This window comes from Amycolatopsis samaneae (assembly GCF_039541975.1).
In the GTDB taxonomy this organism is placed as follows: Bacteria; Actinomycetota; Actinomycetes; order Mycobacteriales; family Pseudonocardiaceae; genus Amycolatopsis; species Amycolatopsis samaneae.
The window spans coordinates 38603-57906 of the sequence record NZ_BAABHG010000019.1; the positions used below are offsets into that span (position 1 = coordinate 38603).

Consider the following 19304-nt stretch of genomic DNA (forward strand, 5'->3'; position numbering starts at 1 on the left):
CACCCAGGCACGCCGCGGGGCGCCTACCCTGGAGTCGTGAACGAGCTGGGTGAGTTCCTCCGGGCGCGCCGCGCGCAGCGATCCCCGGAGGAGGCGGGCGTCCTCCATTCGGGCAGGCGCAGGGTGACCGGTCTGCGCCGCGAGGAGGTGGCCGTGCTCGCCGGGATCAACGCCGACTACTACACCCGCCTGGAACAGGGCCGCGAAACCCGTCCGTCCCCGCAGGTGCTCGACGCGCTCTGCCGCGCGCTCGACCTCGGCCCGGACGCCCGCGAACACCTGCACCGGCTGGCCGGGACCACGCCGGAGGACGGACCGGCGGTGGTGGCCCGTGCCGTGAGTCCCGCGCTGCGGCAGCTCATGGACGGCTACCCGCACACCCCCGCGTTCGTGCTCGACCGCGTACTGGACGTGCTGGCCACCAACAGCCTCGCCGACGCGCTGTTCTCCCCCTTCCGCGCCGCGGACAACCTCGCCCGCATGACCTTCCTCGATCCCGCGGGAGCCCGGTTCTACGCGCGCTGGGACTGGACGGCGCAGGCCACCGTGGCGAACCTGCGGATCGCCGCGGGGTACGACCCGCACGACCCCGCCCTCCGGCGCCTGGTGACCGAGCTCACCGAGGGCAGCGAGCGGTTCCGGGACCTGTGGGAGACCCACCAGGTGCGCGGCAAGACCCGCGAACCCAAGCACCTCGTGCACCCCGCCGTCGGCCCGCTCACCCTGACCTACCAGGCCTTCGACGTCCGTGACGCGCCCGGCCAGCAGCTGATCATCTACCACGCCGAACCCGGCAGCCCCAGCGCGCACGCCCTCGCCCTGCTGAGCAGCCTGCACGCCACCGCGTCCCCGTCGGAAACCCCTCTGTCCTCATAGGACGGACGAGGGCAGCGCGTTCCGCCGATCGCACCAGCATGATCCGCGGGTTCTTGACCCGCTCCCCGGCACGCCGGAAAATCCCCGGGAATGACGGTATCCCGGAACCACCGACAGCGGGACACACACGGGAAGATCGGGCGGCGCGGGTTTCTCGCCGCCACGGCCGCCACGGCGGGCGGCGCCGCGTTCGCCGAACCCGCGCGGGCGGCCCGGCCGGACGGCACCGGCGGCGCGGTCGCGGTGCACGTCAACAACGTGGGCTACGACCCGCACGCGCCGAAACGCGCCGTGCTCGCCGCCGACCGGCGGCTTCCCCTCGACCAGTTCACCGTGACCGACGCGAACGGCGCCGTGGTGACGCGGGGCCGTCCCCGCTACCACGGGCCGGTCGCCGACTGGGGCGACCGGCACTACTGGACGGCGGATTTCGACGCGCTGACCAAGGAAGGCGAGTACGTGGTGACCGCGGGCGGCGGGCGCTCCGCGCCGTTCCTCGTCACCGATCTCGTCCTGGAGCGGTACACGCTTTCGCACGTCACCCACTACTTCAAGGGCAGCAGGTGCTCGGGGCAGTTCGACAAGCGGGACCGGGCGCTGCCCATCGGCGCGCGGGGCACCGGCACGATCGACGCGCGGGGCGGCTGGTACGACGCCACCGGCGACTTCGGCAAGCACTTCACCCAGCTGTCCGCGCTGAGCTACTTCAACACCCTGCAGATCCCGCTCACCGCCTGGGTGCTGGGCAGGGCCTGCCGGCGGCTGACCGCGCGCGGGGACGACAACTTCACCCAGCTGCGGACCTGGCTGGCCGACGAGGCCCTGTTCGGCGCCGACTACCTGTGCCGCGTCAAGCTGGACGGCGGCACGTTCGCCGCCTCCGTCGTCCAGCCCGGCCCGCCCAAGGACCCGCTGCGCCGCTACCTCGAAGCCACCCCGCGCGGCCCGGTCCAAGTCGACTTCCGCGAGGGCGGCGGGGCGGCCGTCGCCGCGCTGGCCGTGGCGAGCACGCTCGGCGTGACCGGCGACCACTCCCGTGAGGACTACCTCGCCGCGGCCGAGAGCGCGTTCGAGTACCTGCGGCACAACAACGTCTCGATGACCAACGACGGCAAGGAGAACATCCAGGACGACTACAACGCGCTGATCGCCGCCGTCGAGCTGCACCGGGCGACCGGCAGGCCCGAATACCTCCGTGCCGCCGACGAACGGGCCGACGCCCTGACGTCCCGGCTGGTGTCGTGGCGATCCCACACCGACTACTGGCGTGCCGACGAGAAGGACCGTCCCTACTTCCACCCCTCCGACGCCGGGCTCCCGGTGCTGAGCCTGCTGGACTACGCCGAGATCGCCGCCGCCCCGGCCGCGGCCCGCGCGCTCGAGGCGGTCCGCCGGTCACTGACCTTCGAACTCGCCGTCACCGACGAGGTGGTCAACCCCTTCGGCTACGCGCGCGAGCTGGTCCAGGACGGGCAGGGCCGCCGGTTCAGCTCGTTCTTCTTCCCCCACGACGTCACGCCCCGGAGCAAGGATCAGTGGTGGCAGGGCGAAAACGCCCGGATCGCGTCACTCGCGGCCGCCGCCCGGCTGGCCGCCCCGCGTTTCTCCGGCGACTTCGCGGCCCGGCTGAAACGCTACGCCGCGGCTCAGCTCGACTGGATCTGCGGTACGAACCCCTTCGGCGTCTGCATGCTCGACGGCAACGGCACCCGCAATCCGCAGTACGGCTGGCTCGGCTCCTGGCAGTTCCTGCCCACCGCGGGCGGGATCGTCAACGGCATCACCGGGCGCCACCCCGACGGCACCGGCCTCGCCTGGAACGAGGGCTACCCGGTGACCGGAAAGGACGACGACTGGCGGTGGACCGAGCAGTGGCTGCCGCACTCCACCTGGTACCTCTACGCCGTCGCGATCGGCGCCTGACTCCATTGTCCCTTGTGGACGGTCGACTTACCGTCCACAAGGGACACGACGTCGCCTTCGCCGCCGTCTTCACCGACGTCCCGAAGGGGCCCTTGAAGACGTTGAGCGTCGTGAAGGGCCCCTTCAGGGCATGGGCGCACGACGAACCAATCAGACAATTCGGATTTCGAGCACACTTCGCCAACTCGAAGCCCGCCTTCGGCCTCCCGATCACCGGGAGCACCGATTCCTCTCCGTACACGGACAGCGTGAACGCGACACTACGTTCGTCGGTATTACTCCACTCGAAATTGTTCGAGAATAACGCACATCAGGGTGATCACGGTCCGCCTCAACGGTGCGGCGGACCGCACTTCCTGGCTGGAGGACAGCATGGTCCCGATCCGGTCTCCCGACATCCCTCCGCCCCTCGGGAATCGTCCACGTGCGTCGCCGATTTCGTCACCGGGTCCGCCGGTTCGCGTGCGGGCTCGCCCATCCGCGCATTCTCTTCGCCCACGTTCCGCCCAGGAGGACAGCACATGCGATCGACACGTTCCCGGTTAGGCGCCCTCGGCGTCGCGTCTTTCGGCGCACTGGCACTCGGCATGACCGCCGTACCGGCGGCTTCGGCCACACCGGAACCGGCCGCGGTGGTACACGGCCTCGGCGCCGCCACCGGCGGCCACTACCTCGACGACGCGGGCAATCCCGTGGTCACGGTGGTGAACGCGGCCGACGCGGCGAAGGTGCGCGCCAGCGGCCTGACCGCGCGGGTCGTGCGGTACCGGCTGGATCAGCTCACCCAGGTGAAGCAGCACCTGGACGCCACCGGCGGCGTCCCCAGCGCGGGCTGGGGCATCGACGTCGCGCACAACCAGGTCGTCGTCGACGTCTACGACGCCACCCCGCAGGCGCCGAAGGACCGGCTGCTCGACACCGTCCGCCAGTACGGCGACATGGTGCGCGTGGACCACCACCCCGGCGCCCTGTCCCTGTTCATCAAGGGCGGCGACGAGATCTCGAACGGCCAGGCGGCCTGTTCCAACGGGTTCAACGTGGAGAAGGGCGGCCAGAAGCTGCTGCTGTCCGCCGGCCACTGCGAAAAGCTCGGCGGCGGCGGGCCGTGGAACGGTGGCAACACCGTCGACGCGGTGTTCCCCACCGAGGACAACATGCTCGTGGAGAACGCTTCCGGCGAGGGCCCCAGCGAGATCAACGACGGGACCCAGATCACCGAGTTCGCCGACGCCACGGTCGGTGAGCAGATGAAGCGGGCCGGCCGCACCTCCGGCGTGACCTCGGGCACGGTCACCAAGGTGGACTACACCTTCGAGGCCGAGGGTTACACCGTCTACCACGAGTTCTGCACCACCGCGCACTCCGACCACGGCGACTCGGGCGGACCGGCCTACGACGGCGGCAAGGGCCTCGGCACCCTTTCCGGCGGGGACACCTCGACGTCGTGCTTCTTCCCGGCCACCCTCTCCGCCCAGCGGTATGGCGTGACCCTGCCCCAGTCCTGATCCACGCTGACCCACACCGACCCGCGTGTGCCGCCGGGAACACCCCGTTCCCGGCGGCACGGCGGTCAGGACCCGTTCAGCGGCCGACCACGCGGTCGGCCCAGTCGACGACGGCCCGGAAGTAGTCGGGCGCGTTGGGCGCGTAGTTGATCGCGTGCCCGTAGCCCTGCAGCGCGAAGGTGGTCAGGTCCGCGCCTGGGCGGTAGTACAGCGCTTCGGAGTTCCTGATCCCGTCCGAGGACGAGCAGTCCGTCGCGAGCAGTCCGCAGAAGACCGTGTCCTGGCCCAGCGCGACCATAACCGGCTTGTCGATCAGCAGCGAGTACGGGGCGATGATGCCGATCGGGAAGAGATCCGCGGCCTGTTCGTAGGCCGAAGTGTCCTTTGTGGCCTCGTCGAAGGCGATCGCCCCGTCCACCCTCGGCCCCGGCGTGTGGAATATCGAGTACCGGGTGTCCGGCCTCGTGGTCAGGTAGCCGACGTCGTAGCCTTCACCGGAGAACCGGGGATCCAGCGCCGCCGGGTAGGTCGCGGCGAAGACCGCGGCCGTCCCCACGACGTTCAGCCGGTGCGCCAGCCCGGTGACAAGCACGGCGTCGACGTCGTGGTACGTGCCCGCTTCGATGCTGGCGGTACCGGAGCCGAACGAGTGCCCGCCCAGGATCACCTTGGCGAAGCCCGGTCCCCGCGCCCCGGACCGGACGGCCTGGATCACCTGGTGCACCACGTCCGCCTCGGTGAGCGTCGTCAGCACCGCGCTCGGCGGCGTGGTGCTGTGCCCGGTCCCGAGCCGGTCGAGCGCGAGGGTGGCGTACCCGGCGTTGTTCATCGCCAGGCGATAGGACCGGATCTCCGGCTGGAAACCTATGTCCCAGTAGGAACTGTTGTACGTACCGCCGGGAACGAGCACCTGCACCGTGTTCGCACCACCCGCCGGTACGCACAGGGTGCCGCGCATCGTCTGCGGGATCACCGCCAGCGTCACCGGGAAGGACAGCTCCTGGCAGCTCGCGCCCTCGGCGCTCGCGGGCGCGGGCACCAGCAGGAAACCGAGCGCCACCACCGCGAGCACGGCGGCACGCCATCGACGGCCCGGGGCACGTTTCGTCCTGCTGTGGAATTCGTACACGAGAATTACCTCCGAAAGGAAATAGCGCAGATCGGTGTTCGAGGTCGATCAAGGTGCCGAACGCGGCGTCACCGTCATCGGCATCCGGCTGGGATAGGCGGCGGAGGTGACCACGGTGCGCACGGGCACGCCCGGCACCGGGTCGAGCCGCCAGTGGGACAGGATGGTCGCGGCGACGAGGGTGATTTCGGTGTGCGCGAACGCTTTCCCGATGCACTGCCTGCCGCCCGCGCCGAACGGGACGTACGCGCCCTTCGGTACGCGCGCCGCCCGGTCGGGCAGCCAGCGATCCGGGTCGAACCGGTCCGGGTCCTCGTGGAACCTCGGGTCGAAGTGCAGGGAATACGGGCTGAACATGACCTCCGTGCCCGCCGCCAGCCGCACCCCGCCGAGTTCGACGTCCGCCAGCGCCCGCCGCATGAGGATCCAGATCGGATACCGCCGCAGGACCTCGTTGACGATCCGGCGGAGGTACTCCAGCTTCGCGACGTCGGCGAAGATCGCCGCGCGGCCGCCCAGCACCCGGTCCACCTCGGCCCGCGCCCGCCGTTCGACCGCCGGGTTTTCGGCCAGTTCGTGGAAAAGCCAGGCCAGTGCGACGGCGCTGGTTTCGCTGCCCGCGGTGAGCAGCGTGATCACCTCGTCGTAGACCTGGCGGTCGGTCATGGCCTCGCCGGTGTCCTCGTCGGTGGCCAGCATCAGCGTGGACAACAGGTCACCGTGGTCCTCCCCCGCCGCGCGCCAGGCGGTGATGACCTCCTGCACGATCCGCCGGAGCCGGTCGACCGCGCGGTCGAACCGCCGGTTGGCGGGCACGATCGGGACGTGTTCGAGGAATCGCGGGGACAACGCCCGGATCATCCCCTCCTTGAGCACCACCGGGATCGAGCGGCGCGCCTCCGCGACGGCGCGGCGTCCCAGTTCGGTGGCGAAGAGCGTTTCCCCGACGACGGTGATGGCCAGCCGTTGCATGTCGGCGTCCAGCGCGCGGACCTCGCCCGCGCGCCAGGTGGCGGTCAGCTCCCCGGTAACCCGCACCATCGTGTCGGCGTAGGCGGCGAGCCGGGCGCCGTGGAAGGCGGGCTGCATCAACCGGCGCTGCCGCCGGTGGAACGCGCCCTCCGACATGACGAGACCGTTCCCCATGAACGGCCGGAAACGGTCGAAGACGGCGCCTTTCGAAAAGCTGGTCCCCTCGGTGACGAGAACGTGGTTCACCAGCTCCGGGCTGGTCAGGAAATACGTCTCCATCGGGCCGAGGAAGATACGCACGATATCGCCGTGCGCGCGCAGCGAGGAGGTGAACCCGACACGACGCCGCAACATCGACGGGGTGTGCCCCAAAAGGATCCAACGGTCCGGCGCGACCGGGACGCTCATTGCCTCTCCTTGGCCGTCGAGCGGGAGGTGTGCCACCTTAGACTCCAACCGGCGCAGGACAACAGCACCCCATCGGCTGATATGTCGCCACACCGATGGAGCAGTCGTGCCGTTGTGAGGGTGAGTAGGCTTTTCGCTCCGAGGCGAGAGAGGTACACAGTGACGACGCCACGTCAGGCACAGGACTGGGTTCCGCCGGAAATCGACACGACGACACCGAGCGGTTCCCGGACATACGACTACCTGCTGGGCGGTGCGCACAATTTCCAGGCCGACCGGGACGCCGCGGCGCAGGCGGAGAAGATCATGCCCGGGATCCGGGAGGTCGCCCGGATCAACCGCGCGTTCCTCGGCCGGGTCGTGCGCGCCCTGATGGACCTCGGCATCCGGCAGTTCCTCGACCTCGGCTCGGGAATTCCCACCGTGGGCAACGTGCACCAGGTCGCCGAGGAGATCGATCCACGGTGCCGGGTGGTCTACGTCGACCGGGACCCGATCGCCGTCGCGCACAGCGAAATGCTCTTGCGCGCCAACGAAAACGCCGCGATCGTGCACGCGGACTTCACCGACCCGGACGGGATCTTCGCCAGCCCGCAGGCACGCGAGCTGCTGCGCCCCGGCGAGCCGGTCGGGCTGCTGATGGTGGCCCTGCTGCACTGGATCCCGGACGAAAGCGATCCGCAGGCACTGCTCGCGCGCTACCGGCGGCGCGTCCCCGTCGGCAGTCACCTGGCGATCTCGCATCTGGTCAGCGACCGGGACAACGACCGGATCAACAACGCGGTGGGCACCTTCAACCGCGCGCGGGGCAACGACCAGGCGACCACGCGCGGCTACCACGAGGTCGAGGCGATGTTCGGGGACTTCGCCCTGCTCGAACCGGGGCTGGTCGGCTGCGCGCTGTGGCGGCCGGGCGGCCGCGGTGACATGTCCGACGATCCGACCGCCAACACACAGCTCTACGGTGGAGTGGCCCGGAAAACCGCCGGCTGATCAACCAACGTCCACAAAGGACATAGCGCTGGCCAGAAGAACATTTACCGAAAACCCGGGTCGCACGAAGGAAAATCGCGTCCCGAATGAGATGTTCTCACTGGGAGTGGTGAGTTCCGGCGCCCGGGGTTGTGCTGAAGGACGCCTTCGAGACCTGTCATTTGTGTGCGCGTTCCGTCAGCGTGGCGTGGTGCCCGAGGGACGCCCTGGGTGCGTTGGATGCACCAAGGGCGTCCCTCGCTGCGCTGGACGCACCGAAGGCGTCCCTCGGCACGACCGGGCACCACCGTAGGAGAGTCGGTGTCCCGAAAGCGACTCTCGCGACGATCAACGCCCCCAATGGAGCGTTCGCGATATGAGCGCCAGGGCGAGACGGGCGCAAGCACGTCCTGAAGGACGCCTTCGGTGCGCTCAGTGCACTGAAGGCGTCCTTCAGCGCACCCAACGCACTGAAAGCGTCCTTCAGCACCCTGCGTGCCCCACGCAAGGCCACCAGCATCACCTCGCCGCCCCCAACGCCCCGCCCGGGACCCGGGCTTCGGCTGAGACGATGGCGGCAATGCGACATTCGTGACACCAGCACGACCCCGACCGCTACCGAGAAAACCTCAATAGTACCCGATCGGTCTAATTCTTCCTGCTGGACCAGTGTGCTCGGCCGTTGGGCCGAGCCGAAACCCGCCGAACACGTATCATCGTCGAGCTATGCGTCCGGATCGCGGATCACCGGACACGACGCACATGATCGTGACCGGACGGGCGAGCAGGAGACGGAACACCATGGTGACCGGGCACCACGGACTCGGCCACGCCGATCGGGACGTGGCACGAGCCGAATGCAACACGCGCATCGCGGACACCGCACTCCGTTTTCGCCGGGCGGCCGGAACCAGTCTGGTGCACGCGGCCAGGGCGTGGGCGGGCGGGCTCGTCGTCTGGTACCGCGAGGCTCCCCGTTCCGGCCACGAGCTCCGGGAGCATTCGGGCGCGCTCCCCGAAGACGTGTGTGCCGGGCAGGTCCACGGCCTGGCCATGGTGTGCCTGACCGAACTGCTGCGTCAGCTCGCCGGGGATCACCGGCTGCCGCCGGGAGAGCTGGGCGTGGACGAGGTCGCGCTCGGCTGGGCCCGGCGATGGCGTCATCCCGAGGACTTCGCGTGGATCGAGCCCGCGACCGGACCGCACGGCATCCATCACGCCCAGGCCCTGCGGCAGCTCTCCGCCGATCCGGCGCTGCGGGCGAATGTGCTTTCCTGGACCGGGAACCTGCTCGGCGACGCCGCCACCACGCTGCGCCTGAACGGCCCGCGGCTCAGGCCCGTCGGCCTCGCCGGCCACCGGGACCGGCTCCGCACCGGCCACACCGCCGACGTCCTGCCCAGCGGCACCTCGCCGACGCTGCTGGACCTGCGCACCTGGTTGCGCATGGAGGACCGCACCCCCGGCCCGGTGCACGTACTCGCCGCCGCCTGGTACCCGCAGATCACCGACGCCGTCGAAATCGGCCCGGCCCTGCGCGCCACAGCAAGCGCGTAACGCGGGCCACCGGTCCGTGACCGGCGTGGCCCGGTCCGCCCCGGGCGGGGTGGCGGACCGGGCCACGCGGGAGAGTGCTCACCGGCGCCGGACGCGGCGCCTCCGGTGCGCGAACAGCAGCCCGGTGCCCCCGGCCAGGAGCGCCGCGCCGAGGGCGAGCAGCATCGGCAGGAACGGGATTCCCGTGCTCGCCAGGGATCCCCGGCCCGGCTGGGCCTGCGCCGGTGCCTGCGCCAGCGGCTGCTGGGCCGGTGGCTGCGCCTGGACCGGCCCCGGGCTCACCGGCGGCGCGGACGGCCCGGGTGAGGTGGGCGGTGCGGGCGGCGTGGTCGACGGGGGCTGGGTGGGCGGAGTGGACGGTGGCAGGTAGACCCCGGCGTCGATCGTGTGGTCCACCCCGCCGGGATTGGCCGGCGCCGTGACGGGCGCCAGTCCGTTGCAGAGCCGCCCCGTGGCAGGCGGGACCACATTGGAGTCGTGTGCCCGGTCGGGACCGGCCGTGGGCAGGGTGAACCGCAGATCCGTGGCAGGCGGTGTGCCGGGCACGTTGTCCGTGTTCGCGGTGCAGACGTCGAACTGCACCGTGTACTTCGCGTCCCGGGTGAGCTGGTACTTGGCGCCCACCCCGCCGAAGTAGTACTCCCCCGCCGCGTCGGTCCTGGTGCTGGCGACCCGTTTGCCCTCGGCGTTCAGCAGGCTCACCGTCGCGTCCTTGAGCGGGACCTCGTCGGTGCGGTTCGGGTCCTGGATCCCGTTGTGGTCACCGTCGAACCAGACGAGGTTGCCGATCTGGATCGGCGCGTTCGCCGCCTGGTACGCGAGGTCCCCGAGCCCGCCCGCCTTGCCGAAGCTGTTCGCCGGATCGACGAACTGGTAGCCGTGCTTGGGGTTTTCGTGCCCGGGACCGATTCCGCTCGTCACGTCGTAGTAGCCGACGCCGTCCGAGCTGACGTTCTGGGCCGGGTCGAGCTGGGTGCTGACCACCCACTGCTGCTGCGGGTTGTAGGCCACCGATCCCTGGGCGGCCTCCTGGTGCAGGCCGTTGCCCGATCGGTTCGGGTCGAAGAAGTCACCGTGGAAGTACTCGACGACGCCCGGCGGCTCGTGGCCGTTCGTGGCGGGGGTACCGTGGTTCGGGCACTTTCCGGTGCCCTCCCAGGCATATCCGCCGCCCGGCACCGCGCACGCCATGGTGATGTCGCCACCGGACATGCCGCCGTTGAGCTCGTTGTGCCCCTCCCGGGGGTCGATGCCCTGGCCCACGATGTCGGTGAACCGGTCCCGGAACCCGAGGATCATCGAACCGTCCCGGGTGAACGCCATACTGGCCAGTTCCGGCTGCGGGTTGATGGCCGGGCCGTACTTGACGTACTTGTCCCAGGTGGACAGATCGGCGCTCCACGGGTTCCAGTGGCTGGTGTCCGGGTCCGTGATGCCGCCGATGACATATCCGCGCGGGAAGTCGAGACCGTGCTCCAGCACCGGGGTGAACGACTCGCCGTCGTAGGTGGAGACGACGACCTTCAGATCCTGTCGCCGCCGGCCGCTTTCGGCGGAACACACCCCGCCCACGTAGAGCTTCGCGTCGTGCGCGGCGAGCCCGAACGGCCGCCAGTCGCCCGGATCGGCACAGCCCGGGTCCGGGATCGGCACCGATTCCGTCACCTTCGCGGTGGCTCCGGTCGCGTCGAAACTCACCAGTTCCCGGGTCCGCAGATTCACCGCGTACAGGGTTTTGCCGTCCTCGGTCAGCGCGATTCCGCCTACGCTTTCCTTGCCCGGCACATCAATAAAATGCGGATCCTTACGCATATCCACGGCACCGTGCTCGGTTTCCGTGGTGTCCGGCACGGTCGCGAACAACCGCGGCACACCGGATCCCGAAACCGGCGTGGTGTAGATGGCCCCGCCGCCGCCCGGTCCGTATTCGGTGTAGCGCTTCGCGAACGCCGCCTGGAACACGCGGCCGCGGTGCCGGTCGTAGGCCACTCCCCAGGTGGTGCCCACCTGGGCCTGGGTGTTCACCACGGCCGGACAGTCCGAGTCCTTGGGGCACGTCCCGCGCAGGGCGGGGTCCACGGCCACCAGCGCCCGGCTGTTCGCCAGGTCGGGCCTGCTGCCGTCGGTGTTGACCGCGGGGCTCTGCACGGGCACGTAGAAGCGGGCGTCCGGCAGCGCGTACTCGGCGGGGTTCCAGACCGCGGTGACCACCGAGACGTTTTTGCCGCCGCGGAGGTCGACGAACGTGGTGAAGCTGTCGAAATGATTCTTCGCGGTCGACGCGGGCGCGGCCTGCAGATACGGGCGGTACCGCTCCGGAATCGACACGTCCACGCGGTACTGTCCACCGCGGAGTTCGCCCGGATCGCGCACCACGACCTTGCCGGTCACATCGGTGCGGCCGTGCAGGCGATGCCCGGCCGGATCGACGACGTCGACGGCCATTCCCTCCTGGGGCGTGTCCATCGGCGTGTTGATGACGCCGGTGCCGAAGAAGTCCCGCAGTACCTGGACGGTCAGGGTGCCGTCCTCGGCGGGCGCGGCGGTCGCGTCCGTGGCGGGCGCGTTCCCGAACACCAGAAGCGCCGCCGACGACAACGACGCGAACCGAACGGCCCGGATAGTGACAGCACTTCTTCCGATGTCTCTTCCGCCGCCTTTTCGACCGCGTCTTCCGCCGCCTCGACTCATGGTTTACCGCGTCCCCTCGTTTCTCGAACAGCACAGCCCGCACAGCACCGACCGGCTCCGGGCCGAGGCGACGGTTAGCCACCTCGTTCCGGAAAGACGTCATATTGAACCAGAAATATCGCCGGTGGCGAATGCGGAACTCGGGTGAATTACCGGGTGAATCGAGCTTCCTGCTACGGTCACCTACCGTGCTGCCGAGAGCGAGAAAGCGGAACTCCGCGTCACGGACGAAGCGCCGGTGGGCGATCGCCGCCGGAGTGGTGGCGGTGGTCGCGACCGCCGTGCTCACCTATTTCGTCATCGGCGATTCCGCGGCCGAGGGCCCCCGCGCGCCGACCCCGGACGAGGTGAGCAGGCTGGCGATCACCCGGTTCCGCAACTACGAGGCACGCGGCCGCGCGGTGCGGATCACGGTGCCGGATCCGGCGGGCGGCCTCGTCGTCACCGGCTCGGTCGACTACCGCGCCAAGATCGGCTACGGCGTGGTGAAAGGCAAGGGCCGCAACGATTCCGGCGACGGACTGCTCCAGTGGACGGCCACCCGGCTCGCGCTGCGCCCGGCGGCGGACGCCCCGGAACGGGCTCCCGGCACGCCGCCGGCGGACGGCTGGTACCGCCGTCCACTCGCCACCGCGGGCGGCGCGCTGGACCGCGCGCTGGCGATCACGCTCGGCCTGGGCAGCGACCGGCCGGACAACGCGCAGCTGCTGCCGCAGAACGGCGCGGCCTGGGTGGGCACCGACCGGATCGACGGCCGCCCGCTCGACGTCCTCACCGGACCGGAGTCCCGGGAACGGCCCGGCACCGCGGATTCCGTGCGCTACTGGCTGGACGCGAACGGCGTCATGTACCGCGCCCAGGCGAGGATCGCCGCCGAAACGGAACCGGCGGTGATCGATTTCGACACGCAGGAATACACCGCCGTGTCCCCGATTCCCGGCCTCGCTCCCGGCGGCTAGGGCCTCAGGAAACCGCTACCACCGCACGGTCGGCGAGCAGGGAAACCGGCGGAACCCCGATCGCCGCGACGTCCGGGAACACCGGCACCGGCGGCACCGTCGTCGGGCCCGCGGTCCGCGCGTCCGGGAACTGTGGCTGCGCCGGCGGTACCGCCACTTCGGTGAACGGGATCCCCCTCGGCGGTGCCGGCCGGGGCAGCGTGCCCGAGGGTGATACCGCGGCGGCGTCCGCCGGACAGGGCGCACCGGCCGCGAGCCCGTCCGGCACCGTACGTGCCGTCGCGCCCCGCACGCAGTTCCCGCTTCCCTTCGCCACACCGGGGAACGTCCAGCCGAGGTCGGCGCCGTTCGCGGCGAAGAGACCGTCCACGATCCGGTTTCCCCTGGCCGGGACGTCCTGGGTCGCGGTGAGCACCAGGCCGGCGTGGACGTTGCCGGTGATCCGGTTGCGCAGCACCTCGTTGCCGCTGCCGCCGTCGATCCCGATCCCGATTCCCCAGCCGCCGTCGGCCTGTTCCGGTGTGGCTGGCTGCTGGTTGGCCGCGACCAGGTTCCCGGCGATCACCGCTCCCTCCTGCGGAATCAGTTTCTCCTGGTGGTCGGAATTGGTGGTGAGCCCGACGCGGTTCCCGCTGAAGCGGTTTCCCACGACATACAGGTCCCCGCCCGCGTTGGTGCCCTCGTAGCCGACCGCGTTGAGTTCGGCGACGTTGTCGCGCACCACGATCCCGCAGGGTTTGCACTGGCCGACGTAGATCCCCGAATCGGCGCCGCCCGAGGCGTACGAATGTTCGATCGCGCCGTGCTGCGCGGAAAAGGCGTAGATGCCGTAGAGGCCGTTGCGGGTCGCGGTCACGTGCGAAACCAGGAACGAACCCAGGAAACGGATCGGCTCGTCACCCGTGTCGTAGCCGCCGCCCCGGCCGGGTAATCCCGTGGCCGCTTTCGCGGAACCGGTGACCAGCACGCCGTTCTGCGTGTTGTTCCGGACGGTCAGGTTTTCCACCGCCACCCCGGAAGCGGCCACGACGACGCCGTTGTCCTGCCGCAACTGTCCGTCGATGACGACCTTTTCCCGCACCTCGCCGCGGAGCGTGACCTGCGCGGTCGTGATCTTCACCGTTTCGTGGTACTCGCCGGGGGCGACGAGCACCAGATCTCCGGGCTGTGCCAGGGAAACCGCCGCCGAAATGGTCGGCGCGTCGGCCGGTACCCGGATCGTCACCCGGGTGCCGTCGGGCCGGTGGCCCGGCTCCGCCTGCGAGGCACAACCACCGAGCACCACGGTGGACAGCCCCAGGATCGCCAGCATGACGGGAAAACCACGACGACGCATGAGCTCATCTTGGCACAACGGGCTGGCCCGTCCGCACCGTCTTGTGCCACGCTGCCCGTCGTGACCACCTCCGCTCGCGGCCCGTCCCGCCGCGCCTTCCTCGGCGCCGCCGGAGCCGCGGTGACCGCCGGCTTCACCGCCGGGTGTCACGCGGAGCCCTCGCCGAAGCCCGGCGCCACGGCCGGTCCCGTCCCCGCCGAGGGCGCGCGTCAGGCCGGTGTCACCCTTCCCGCGCGGCCCCAGTCCCAGCTGCTGATCGTCGTCGCCGATCTCGACGATTCCGCCGCGGCGGGGCCGGTGCTGGCCGAACTCGGCCGCGCCGTGCTGGCACTCACCGCCGGGACGGACCCGCGCCTGCTGGGGCTGCCCGCGACCGACCTGACGGTGACCGTCGGGCTGGGCCCCCGGCTCGTGCGGCGGATCGACCCCGGGCTGCCGGGCGCTGCCGATCTCCCGCCGTTCGCCAGGGAGGAGATCGCCGAGCGGGCCCGCGGCGGCGACCTGCTGCTCCAGGTGTGCGCGAGTGATCCGCTGGTCCCCGCGCTCGCCGCGGCGGCGCTGCTGGCGACGGCGGGCGACCGGGTACGCGAGCGCTGGCGGCAGTCCGGCCGTCGCGGCGAGCACGTGCCGGTGTCCGAAAACCTCACCGCGCCACGGAATCTGCTCGGCTTCGTCGACGGCATCGTCGGCCCGCACAGCGTTCCCGAGCAACAGCGGGCGCTGTGGCTCGCGGGACCACCGAGGGTCGCGGGCGGCACGATCGCGGTCGTCCGGCGGATGGAGCTCGACCTGGCGCGGTTCGCCGGGCTGCCGGTCGCGGCGCAGGAGGCGGTCGTCGGCCGCCGCCGTGACTCCGGGATCCCGTTGTCCGGCGGGAAGATCGCCGACGGCCCCGATCTCGGCGCGAAGACCCCGGACGGGCGCTATCTGGTCCCGGTGGACGCGCACGCCCGCCGTGCCAACGCGAACCTCGTCGGCGCCGGCCTCATGCTCCGCCGTTCGTACAGCATGGACGATCCCCGGCCCGGCCTGCTGTTCGTGAGCTTCCAGAACGAGCTGCGGACGTTCACCGCCACCCTCGCCCACATGGAGTCCTCCTCGGACGCCCTGCTCTCCTTCACGACCACGACGGCGAGCGGGACCTTCCTGATCCTCCCTGGTTTCGGCCACGGCACCCCGCTGGGCGCTTCCCTGTTCCCGTGAACCGCGGGATCAGCCGGTCGGTGCCCGGACGCGGAGCCGTCCGTCGTGGACCTCGGTGATCCGGTCGACCGCGGTGAGGTGGGCGCGGTCGTGGGTGACCAGGACGGTGGCGGTGGCCCGCTGGTGCGTGAGGTGGGTGATGAGGTCGAGCACGGCGGCCCCGCGCTCGTGGTCCAGCGCGCTGGTCGGTTCGTCGACGAGCAGGACGGTGGGGTCGTTCATCAGTGCGCGGGCGAGGTTGACGCGCTGGCGCTGTCCGCCGGAGAGCTGGTGCGGCCGGCGTCCCGCCTGCGCGGCGAGACCGACGGCGTCGAGCAGTTCCCTCGCCCGGTCGCGGGCCTTGGCCGGGGCGCGGCCGTCGAGCCGGGCCATCACCTGGAGCTGTTCGGCGGCGGTCAGCGAGGCCAGCAGATTGGGCTGCTGGAACACGATGCCGATCTTGTGCCTGCGCAGTTCGGTGAGTTCGGCGCGGGTCAGGCCGGTGGTGGTGGCGCCGTCGATGGTGACGGTGCCGGAGTCGGGGGCGATGAGGGTGGCGGCGACGGCCAGCAGGCTGGACTTGCCGGAGCCGGAGGGGCCGACCACGGCGGTGAGGCTGCCCCGGGGGACGTCGAGGGTGACGTCGTCGAGTGCGGTCAGGCGGGAGTCGCCGTCGGGGTAGGTGAGGGTGACTCCGGTCAGGTTCAGGCTCATCGGGCGCTCCCCAGTGCGGTCAGCGGGTCGACGGAAGTGATGCGGCGGACGGACAGCGCGGCCCCCAGCAGGCCGAGCAGGACCAGTACGGCGGCCGGGACGAGGATGGTGGCGGAGGTCAGCGAGAAGGGCACGGCGGAGCCCGAAACGAGGGCGCCGAGCCCGGCGGCGAGCCCGCTGCCGACGAGGGTGCCGCCGGCGAGCAGGACGACGGCCTGGCCCAGCGCGTCCTTCAGCAGGGCGGCGGTACTCGCGCCGAGTGCCTTGAGGACGGCGATGTCGCCGGTGCGCTGGATGGTCCAGACGGTGAAGAAGGCGCCGATGACCAGGGCGGAAATGGCGAACAGGAAACCACGCATCAGTTGCAGGGAACCGTTTTCCGAGGTGTAGGAGCCGATCGCGGAGAGCGAGTCGTCCTTCGTGACGGTCGTGGTGCCCGCGGCGCGGTCGGTGCCCGCGAGATCGGCGCCGGCGGTGGTGGCCAGCGCGATCACCGTCGCGCGCTCGCCGTGGTCGCCGCCGGTGGGCGGCGCCACCGCGCGCCAGACGTCGAGGCTGGTCCAGACCACTGGGGTGTGGCTGAAGGAGGCGTCCCCGGCCACCGCGGTCACCGTCAGCCGCCGCCCGGCCAGGTCGAGGGTGTCGCCGGGACGGACGCCCAGAGCTTCGGCGGCCATTGTGGACAGTGCCACCGTCGACCCGGCGAGTTCGCCGCCCCCTGGCGCCAGCGCGGAACCGGGCCGGACACCGAAGACGGAGACCGCGGCGCTCCGGTTTCCCGCGGTGGCCTTGGTGGTGGTGATGCCCAGCGGCTGCGCGGCGGTCACGCCGGGGGTCCCGGCCCACCGCTGCCACTGGGCGGGGGTGACGACGGAATCGGCGTAGGACGGGGACCGCCCGTCGCCGGGCGCGGCGAAGGCGATCCGGTCGGCGGGCAGGCCGGTGATCGCCGAGACGTTCCGCTGGCCCAGTCCGGCGGTCAGGCCGGACAACAGGCCGACCAGCAGGGTGATCAGCACGACGACGGCGCCCATCAGGGCGAAGCGCCCCTTGGCGAACTTCAGGTCTCTCCAGGCGACGAACACCGCTGCGGTCCGTCCTTTCGGTGGTGGGGTCCGGTACCCCACCACCCTCGCCGCCGGGCCGGCACGCGGCATCTGGCCGGGGATGGCACTTCGCGCGACGGAAGGCGGCACGCCGGTTCCACCTTTCGATAGAGGCGTCCCGGGGATCGGCTCACCTAGCCTGGACGCATCGTGAACACCGCCGCGCCCGCACTGACCCCGACCAGCCGGACCCTGACCTGGTGCCTGCACCTGCTGATCGCCGGCCTGCTCACGCTGGCCGCCGTCCGGGCCGTGGCCGCAGGCGGCCCACGGACCGGGGCGGTCCTCACCGTGGCGGCGGGCTGCGCGCTGGTGTACGCCGCCGGTCCGCTGCTGCCCGCGGTCCGCCGTTCCCGGCACGCCGCCGCCGGGTGGCTGGCCGCCGTGGGCATGGCGTGGCTGGTCCTGATCGCGCTGACCGCCGACGGGGTGTGGGTGGCCTTCCCGCTGTACTTCCTCCAGCTGCACCTGCTGCCGCGCCGTGCCGGACTGGTCGCCGTCGTGGCGACGGCGCTCGCCGCGATCACCGCGTTCACCGCGCACCAGGGTTCCTTCGGCCCGGCCGCGGCGATCGGCCCCGCGCTCGGCGCCGCCGTCGCGATCGCGGTGGTGTGGGGTTATCAGGCCCTCTACCGGGAAAGCGAACGCCGCAGGAAGCTGATCGAAGAGCTCACCGCGACCCGCGCCGATCTCGCCGCAGCCCAGCACACCGCCGGGGTACTGGCCGAACGCGAACGCCTCGCCAGGGAGATCCACGACACGCTCGCCCAGGGCCTGTCGAGCATCCAGCTGCTGCTGCGCGCCGCCGAACGCGCCCTGCCCGAGACCGCCACGAACGCCGCCCGCCACGTCGGCCAGGCCCGCCGGACCGCGGCGGACAACCTCGCCGAGGCCCGCCGCTTCGTCGCCGCCCTCACTCCGCCGACACTGGACGACACCACCCTCTCCGGGGCGCTGGAACGGCTGTGCGCCACCACGAGCGCCCACGAGCGGCTCACCGCGCGCTTCCACGTCACCGGCGAGCCCGTGCCGCTGCCGACCGCGCACGAGGTGGCCCTGCTACGCGTGGCCCAGGCCGCCCTCGCCAACACCGTCCGCCACGCCGAGGCCACCACCGCCGAGGTCACCCTCAGCTATCTCGGGGACCGGATCGCCCTCGACGTCGTCGACGACGGCGTCGGTTTCGATCCCGCCCTGCTGCCCGCCGCCGGTTCCGGCGGTGCCGGCTTCGGGCTGGCGGCCATGCGGACCCGCGCCCAGTCCCTCGGTGGCACGCTCACCCTCGAAACCGCGCCCGGCCGGGGAACCGCGCTGGCCGCCCAGCTCCCCCTGGAGCACTCGTGATCCGCCTGTTGCTGGCCGACGACCACCCGGTGGTGCGGGCGGGGCTCCGCGCCGTCCTGGAGACCGAACCCGGCCTCCGCGTGGTCGCCGAGGCGGCCACCGCCGAAGACGCCGTCGCCCGCGCGGCCGAGGGCGACATCGACGTCGTGCTGATGGACCTGCGGTTCGGCCGCGGCATGTCCGGCGCCGAGGCCACCGCCGCGATCACCGCGCGCCCGGACGCCCCGCGCGTGCTGATCGTGACCACCTACGACACCGACGCCGACACGCTGCCCGCCATCGAAGCCGGCGCGACCGGCTACCTGCTCAAGGACGCCCCGCCGGAGGACCTCGCGGCCGCCGTGCGCACCGCCGCCGAAGGCCGCACCACCCTGGCCCCCACCGTCGCCGACCGGCTGCTGACCCGGATGCGCACCCCCGGGATTTCCCTGACCCGGCGCGAAATCGAAGTCCTCGGCCTGGTCGCCGACGGCCTGTCCAACCGGGCCATCGCCGCCCGGCTGCACCTGACCGAGGGCACCGTCAAATCCCATCTCGCCCGCATTTACACCAAACTCGCCGTCGACTCGCGCACCGCCGCCGTCGCCGCCGCCACCGGTCTCGGCCTCATCCGCCGTTAGCCCGGGGGGG

The 19304-nt window shown here is 71.3% G+C and carries 15 protein-coding genes; 9 read left to right on the top strand and 6 right to left on the bottom strand.

Annotated features, from left to right (window positions below; translation table 11 throughout):
- Nucleotides 1-36 precede the first annotated feature (36 nt).
- The 3 genes from ABD987_RS37705 (at nt 37) to ABD987_RS37715 (ending at nt 4304) form a co-directional block, all read left to right on the top strand.
- Nucleotides 37-876, top strand: coding sequence for a helix-turn-helix transcriptional regulator (locus ABD987_RS37705; RefSeq protein ID WP_452039173.1), 840 nt, complete (start codon nt 37-39; stop codon nt 874-876).
- 90 nt (nt 877-966) lie between these two features.
- Nucleotides 967-2799 (top strand): glycoside hydrolase family 9 protein, encoded by a 1833-nt coding sequence (locus ABD987_RS37710; RefSeq protein WP_345405887.1) that lies wholly within the window; start codon nt 967-969, stop codon nt 2797-2799.
- Between the two features lie 521 nt (nt 2800-3320).
- The gene (locus ABD987_RS37715; protein ID WP_345405890.1) at nt 3321-4304 is read left to right on the top strand and encodes a S1 family peptidase; all 984 of its coding nucleotides are present in this window, start codon (nt 3321-3323) and stop codon (nt 4302-4304) included.
- Nucleotides 4305-4380: 76 nt separating this feature from the next.
- Here ABD987_RS37715 and ABD987_RS37720 read toward each other — a convergent pair whose 3' ends face one another.
- Both ABD987_RS37720 and ABD987_RS37725 read right to left on the bottom strand, forming a co-directional pair.
- Entirely contained in the window at nt 4381-5433 is a 1053-nt protein-coding gene (locus tag ABD987_RS37720) for an alpha/beta fold hydrolase (RefSeq protein WP_345405893.1), read from the bottom strand.
- A gap of 48 nt (nt 5434-5481) precedes the next feature.
- Nucleotides 5482-6813, bottom strand: coding sequence for a cytochrome P450 (locus tag ABD987_RS37725; RefSeq protein WP_345405896.1), 1332 nt, complete (start codon nt 6811-6813; stop codon nt 5482-5484).
- 159 nt (nt 6814-6972) lie between these two features.
- Between ABD987_RS37725 and ABD987_RS37730 the strand changes: the two genes are divergently transcribed.
- Nucleotides 6973-7806: an SAM-dependent methyltransferase gene (locus tag ABD987_RS37730; RefSeq protein ID WP_345405899.1), complete on the top strand. Its 834-nt coding sequence runs from the start codon at nt 6973-6975 to the stop codon at nt 7804-7806.
- A 705-nt stretch (nt 7807-8511) separates the two neighbouring features.
- Complete coding sequence (locus ABD987_RS37735; RefSeq protein ID WP_345405902.1) at nt 8512-9342, top strand: hypothetical protein; 831 nt, start codon at nt 8512-8514, stop codon at nt 9340-9342.
- A 78-nt stretch (nt 9343-9420) separates the two neighbouring features.
- Here the strand turns inward: ABD987_RS37735 and ABD987_RS37740 are convergent, their stop codons facing one another.
- Nucleotides 9421-11919: an SdrD B-like domain-containing protein gene (locus ABD987_RS37740; RefSeq protein WP_345405905.1), complete on the bottom strand. Its 2499-nt coding sequence runs from the start codon at nt 11917-11919 to the stop codon at nt 9421-9423.
- A gap of 302 nt (nt 11920-12221) precedes the next feature.
- Here ABD987_RS37740 and ABD987_RS37745 point away from each other — a divergent pair, with 302 nt between their 5' ends.
- Nucleotides 12222-12992 (top strand): hypothetical protein, encoded by a 771-nt coding sequence (locus tag ABD987_RS37745; RefSeq protein ID WP_345405908.1) that lies wholly within the window; start codon nt 12222-12224, stop codon nt 12990-12992.
- 4 nt (nt 12993-12996) lie between these two features.
- On the opposite strand, the gene ABD987_RS37750 is transcribed toward ABD987_RS37745, so the two are convergent.
- A complete protein-coding gene (locus ABD987_RS37750) occupies nt 12997-14304 on the bottom strand; it encodes a right-handed parallel beta-helix repeat-containing protein (protein ID WP_345405911.1) in 1308 nt (435 codons plus the stop codon).
- Nucleotides 14305-14388: 84 nt separating this feature from the next.
- Between ABD987_RS37750 and ABD987_RS37755 the strand changes: the two genes are divergently transcribed.
- Nucleotides 14389-15531: a Dyp-type peroxidase gene (locus ABD987_RS37755; RefSeq protein WP_345405914.1), complete on the top strand. Its 1143-nt coding sequence runs from the start codon at nt 14389-14391 to the stop codon at nt 15529-15531.
- 9 nt (nt 15532-15540) lie between these two features.
- Here ABD987_RS37755 and ABD987_RS37760 read toward each other — a convergent pair whose 3' ends face one another.
- Both ABD987_RS37760 and ABD987_RS37765 read right to left on the bottom strand, forming a co-directional pair.
- Nucleotides 15541-16224 (bottom strand): ABC transporter ATP-binding protein, encoded by a 684-nt coding sequence (locus ABD987_RS37760; RefSeq protein WP_345405917.1) that lies wholly within the window; start codon nt 16222-16224, stop codon nt 15541-15543.
- A complete protein-coding gene (locus ABD987_RS37765; RefSeq protein WP_345406316.1) occupies nt 16221-17309 on the bottom strand; it encodes an ABC transporter permease in 1089 nt (362 codons plus the stop codon). Before ABD987_RS37765 ends, ABD987_RS37760 begins: the two co-directional genes overlap by 4 nt.
- 171 nt (nt 17310-17480) lie before the next feature.
- Between ABD987_RS37765 and ABD987_RS37770 the strand changes: the two genes are divergently transcribed.
- Together ABD987_RS37770 and ABD987_RS37775 are read left to right on the top strand one after the other, a co-directional pair.
- A complete protein-coding gene (locus ABD987_RS37770; protein WP_345405920.1) occupies nt 17481-18674 on the top strand; it encodes a sensor histidine kinase in 1194 nt (397 codons plus the stop codon).
- The gene (locus ABD987_RS37775) at nt 18671-19294 is read left to right on the top strand and encodes a response regulator (RefSeq protein WP_345405923.1); all 624 of its coding nucleotides are present in this window, start codon (nt 18671-18673) and stop codon (nt 19292-19294) included. Before ABD987_RS37770 ends, ABD987_RS37775 begins: the two co-directional genes overlap by 4 nt.
- Nucleotides 19295-19304: the final 10 nt, after the last annotated feature.

Bases quoted from the DNA above. Each gene is read 5' to 3' on its own strand.
- ABD987_RS37710 (WP_345405887.1), top strand. From the start codon at position 967: ATGACGGTATCCCGGAACCACCGACAGCGGGACACACACGGGAAGATC.
- ABD987_RS37715 (WP_345405890.1), top strand. From the start codon at position 3,321: ATGCGATCGACACGTTCCCGGTTAGGCGCCCTCGGCGTCGCGTCTTTC.
- ABD987_RS37725 (WP_345405896.1), bottom strand. From the start codon at position 6,813: ATGAGCGTCCCGGTCGCGCCGGACCGTTGGATCCTTTTGGGGCACACC.
- ABD987_RS37735 (WP_345405902.1), top strand. From the start codon at position 8,512: ATGCGTCCGGATCGCGGATCACCGGACACGACGCACATGATCGTGACC.
- ABD987_RS37750 (WP_345405911.1), bottom strand. From the start codon at position 14,304: ATGCTGGCGATCCTGGGGCTGTCCACCGTGGTGCTCGGTGGTTGTGCC.
- ABD987_RS37760 (WP_345405917.1), bottom strand. From the start codon at position 16,224: ATGAGCCTGAACCTGACCGGAGTCACCCTCACCTACCCCGACGGCGAC.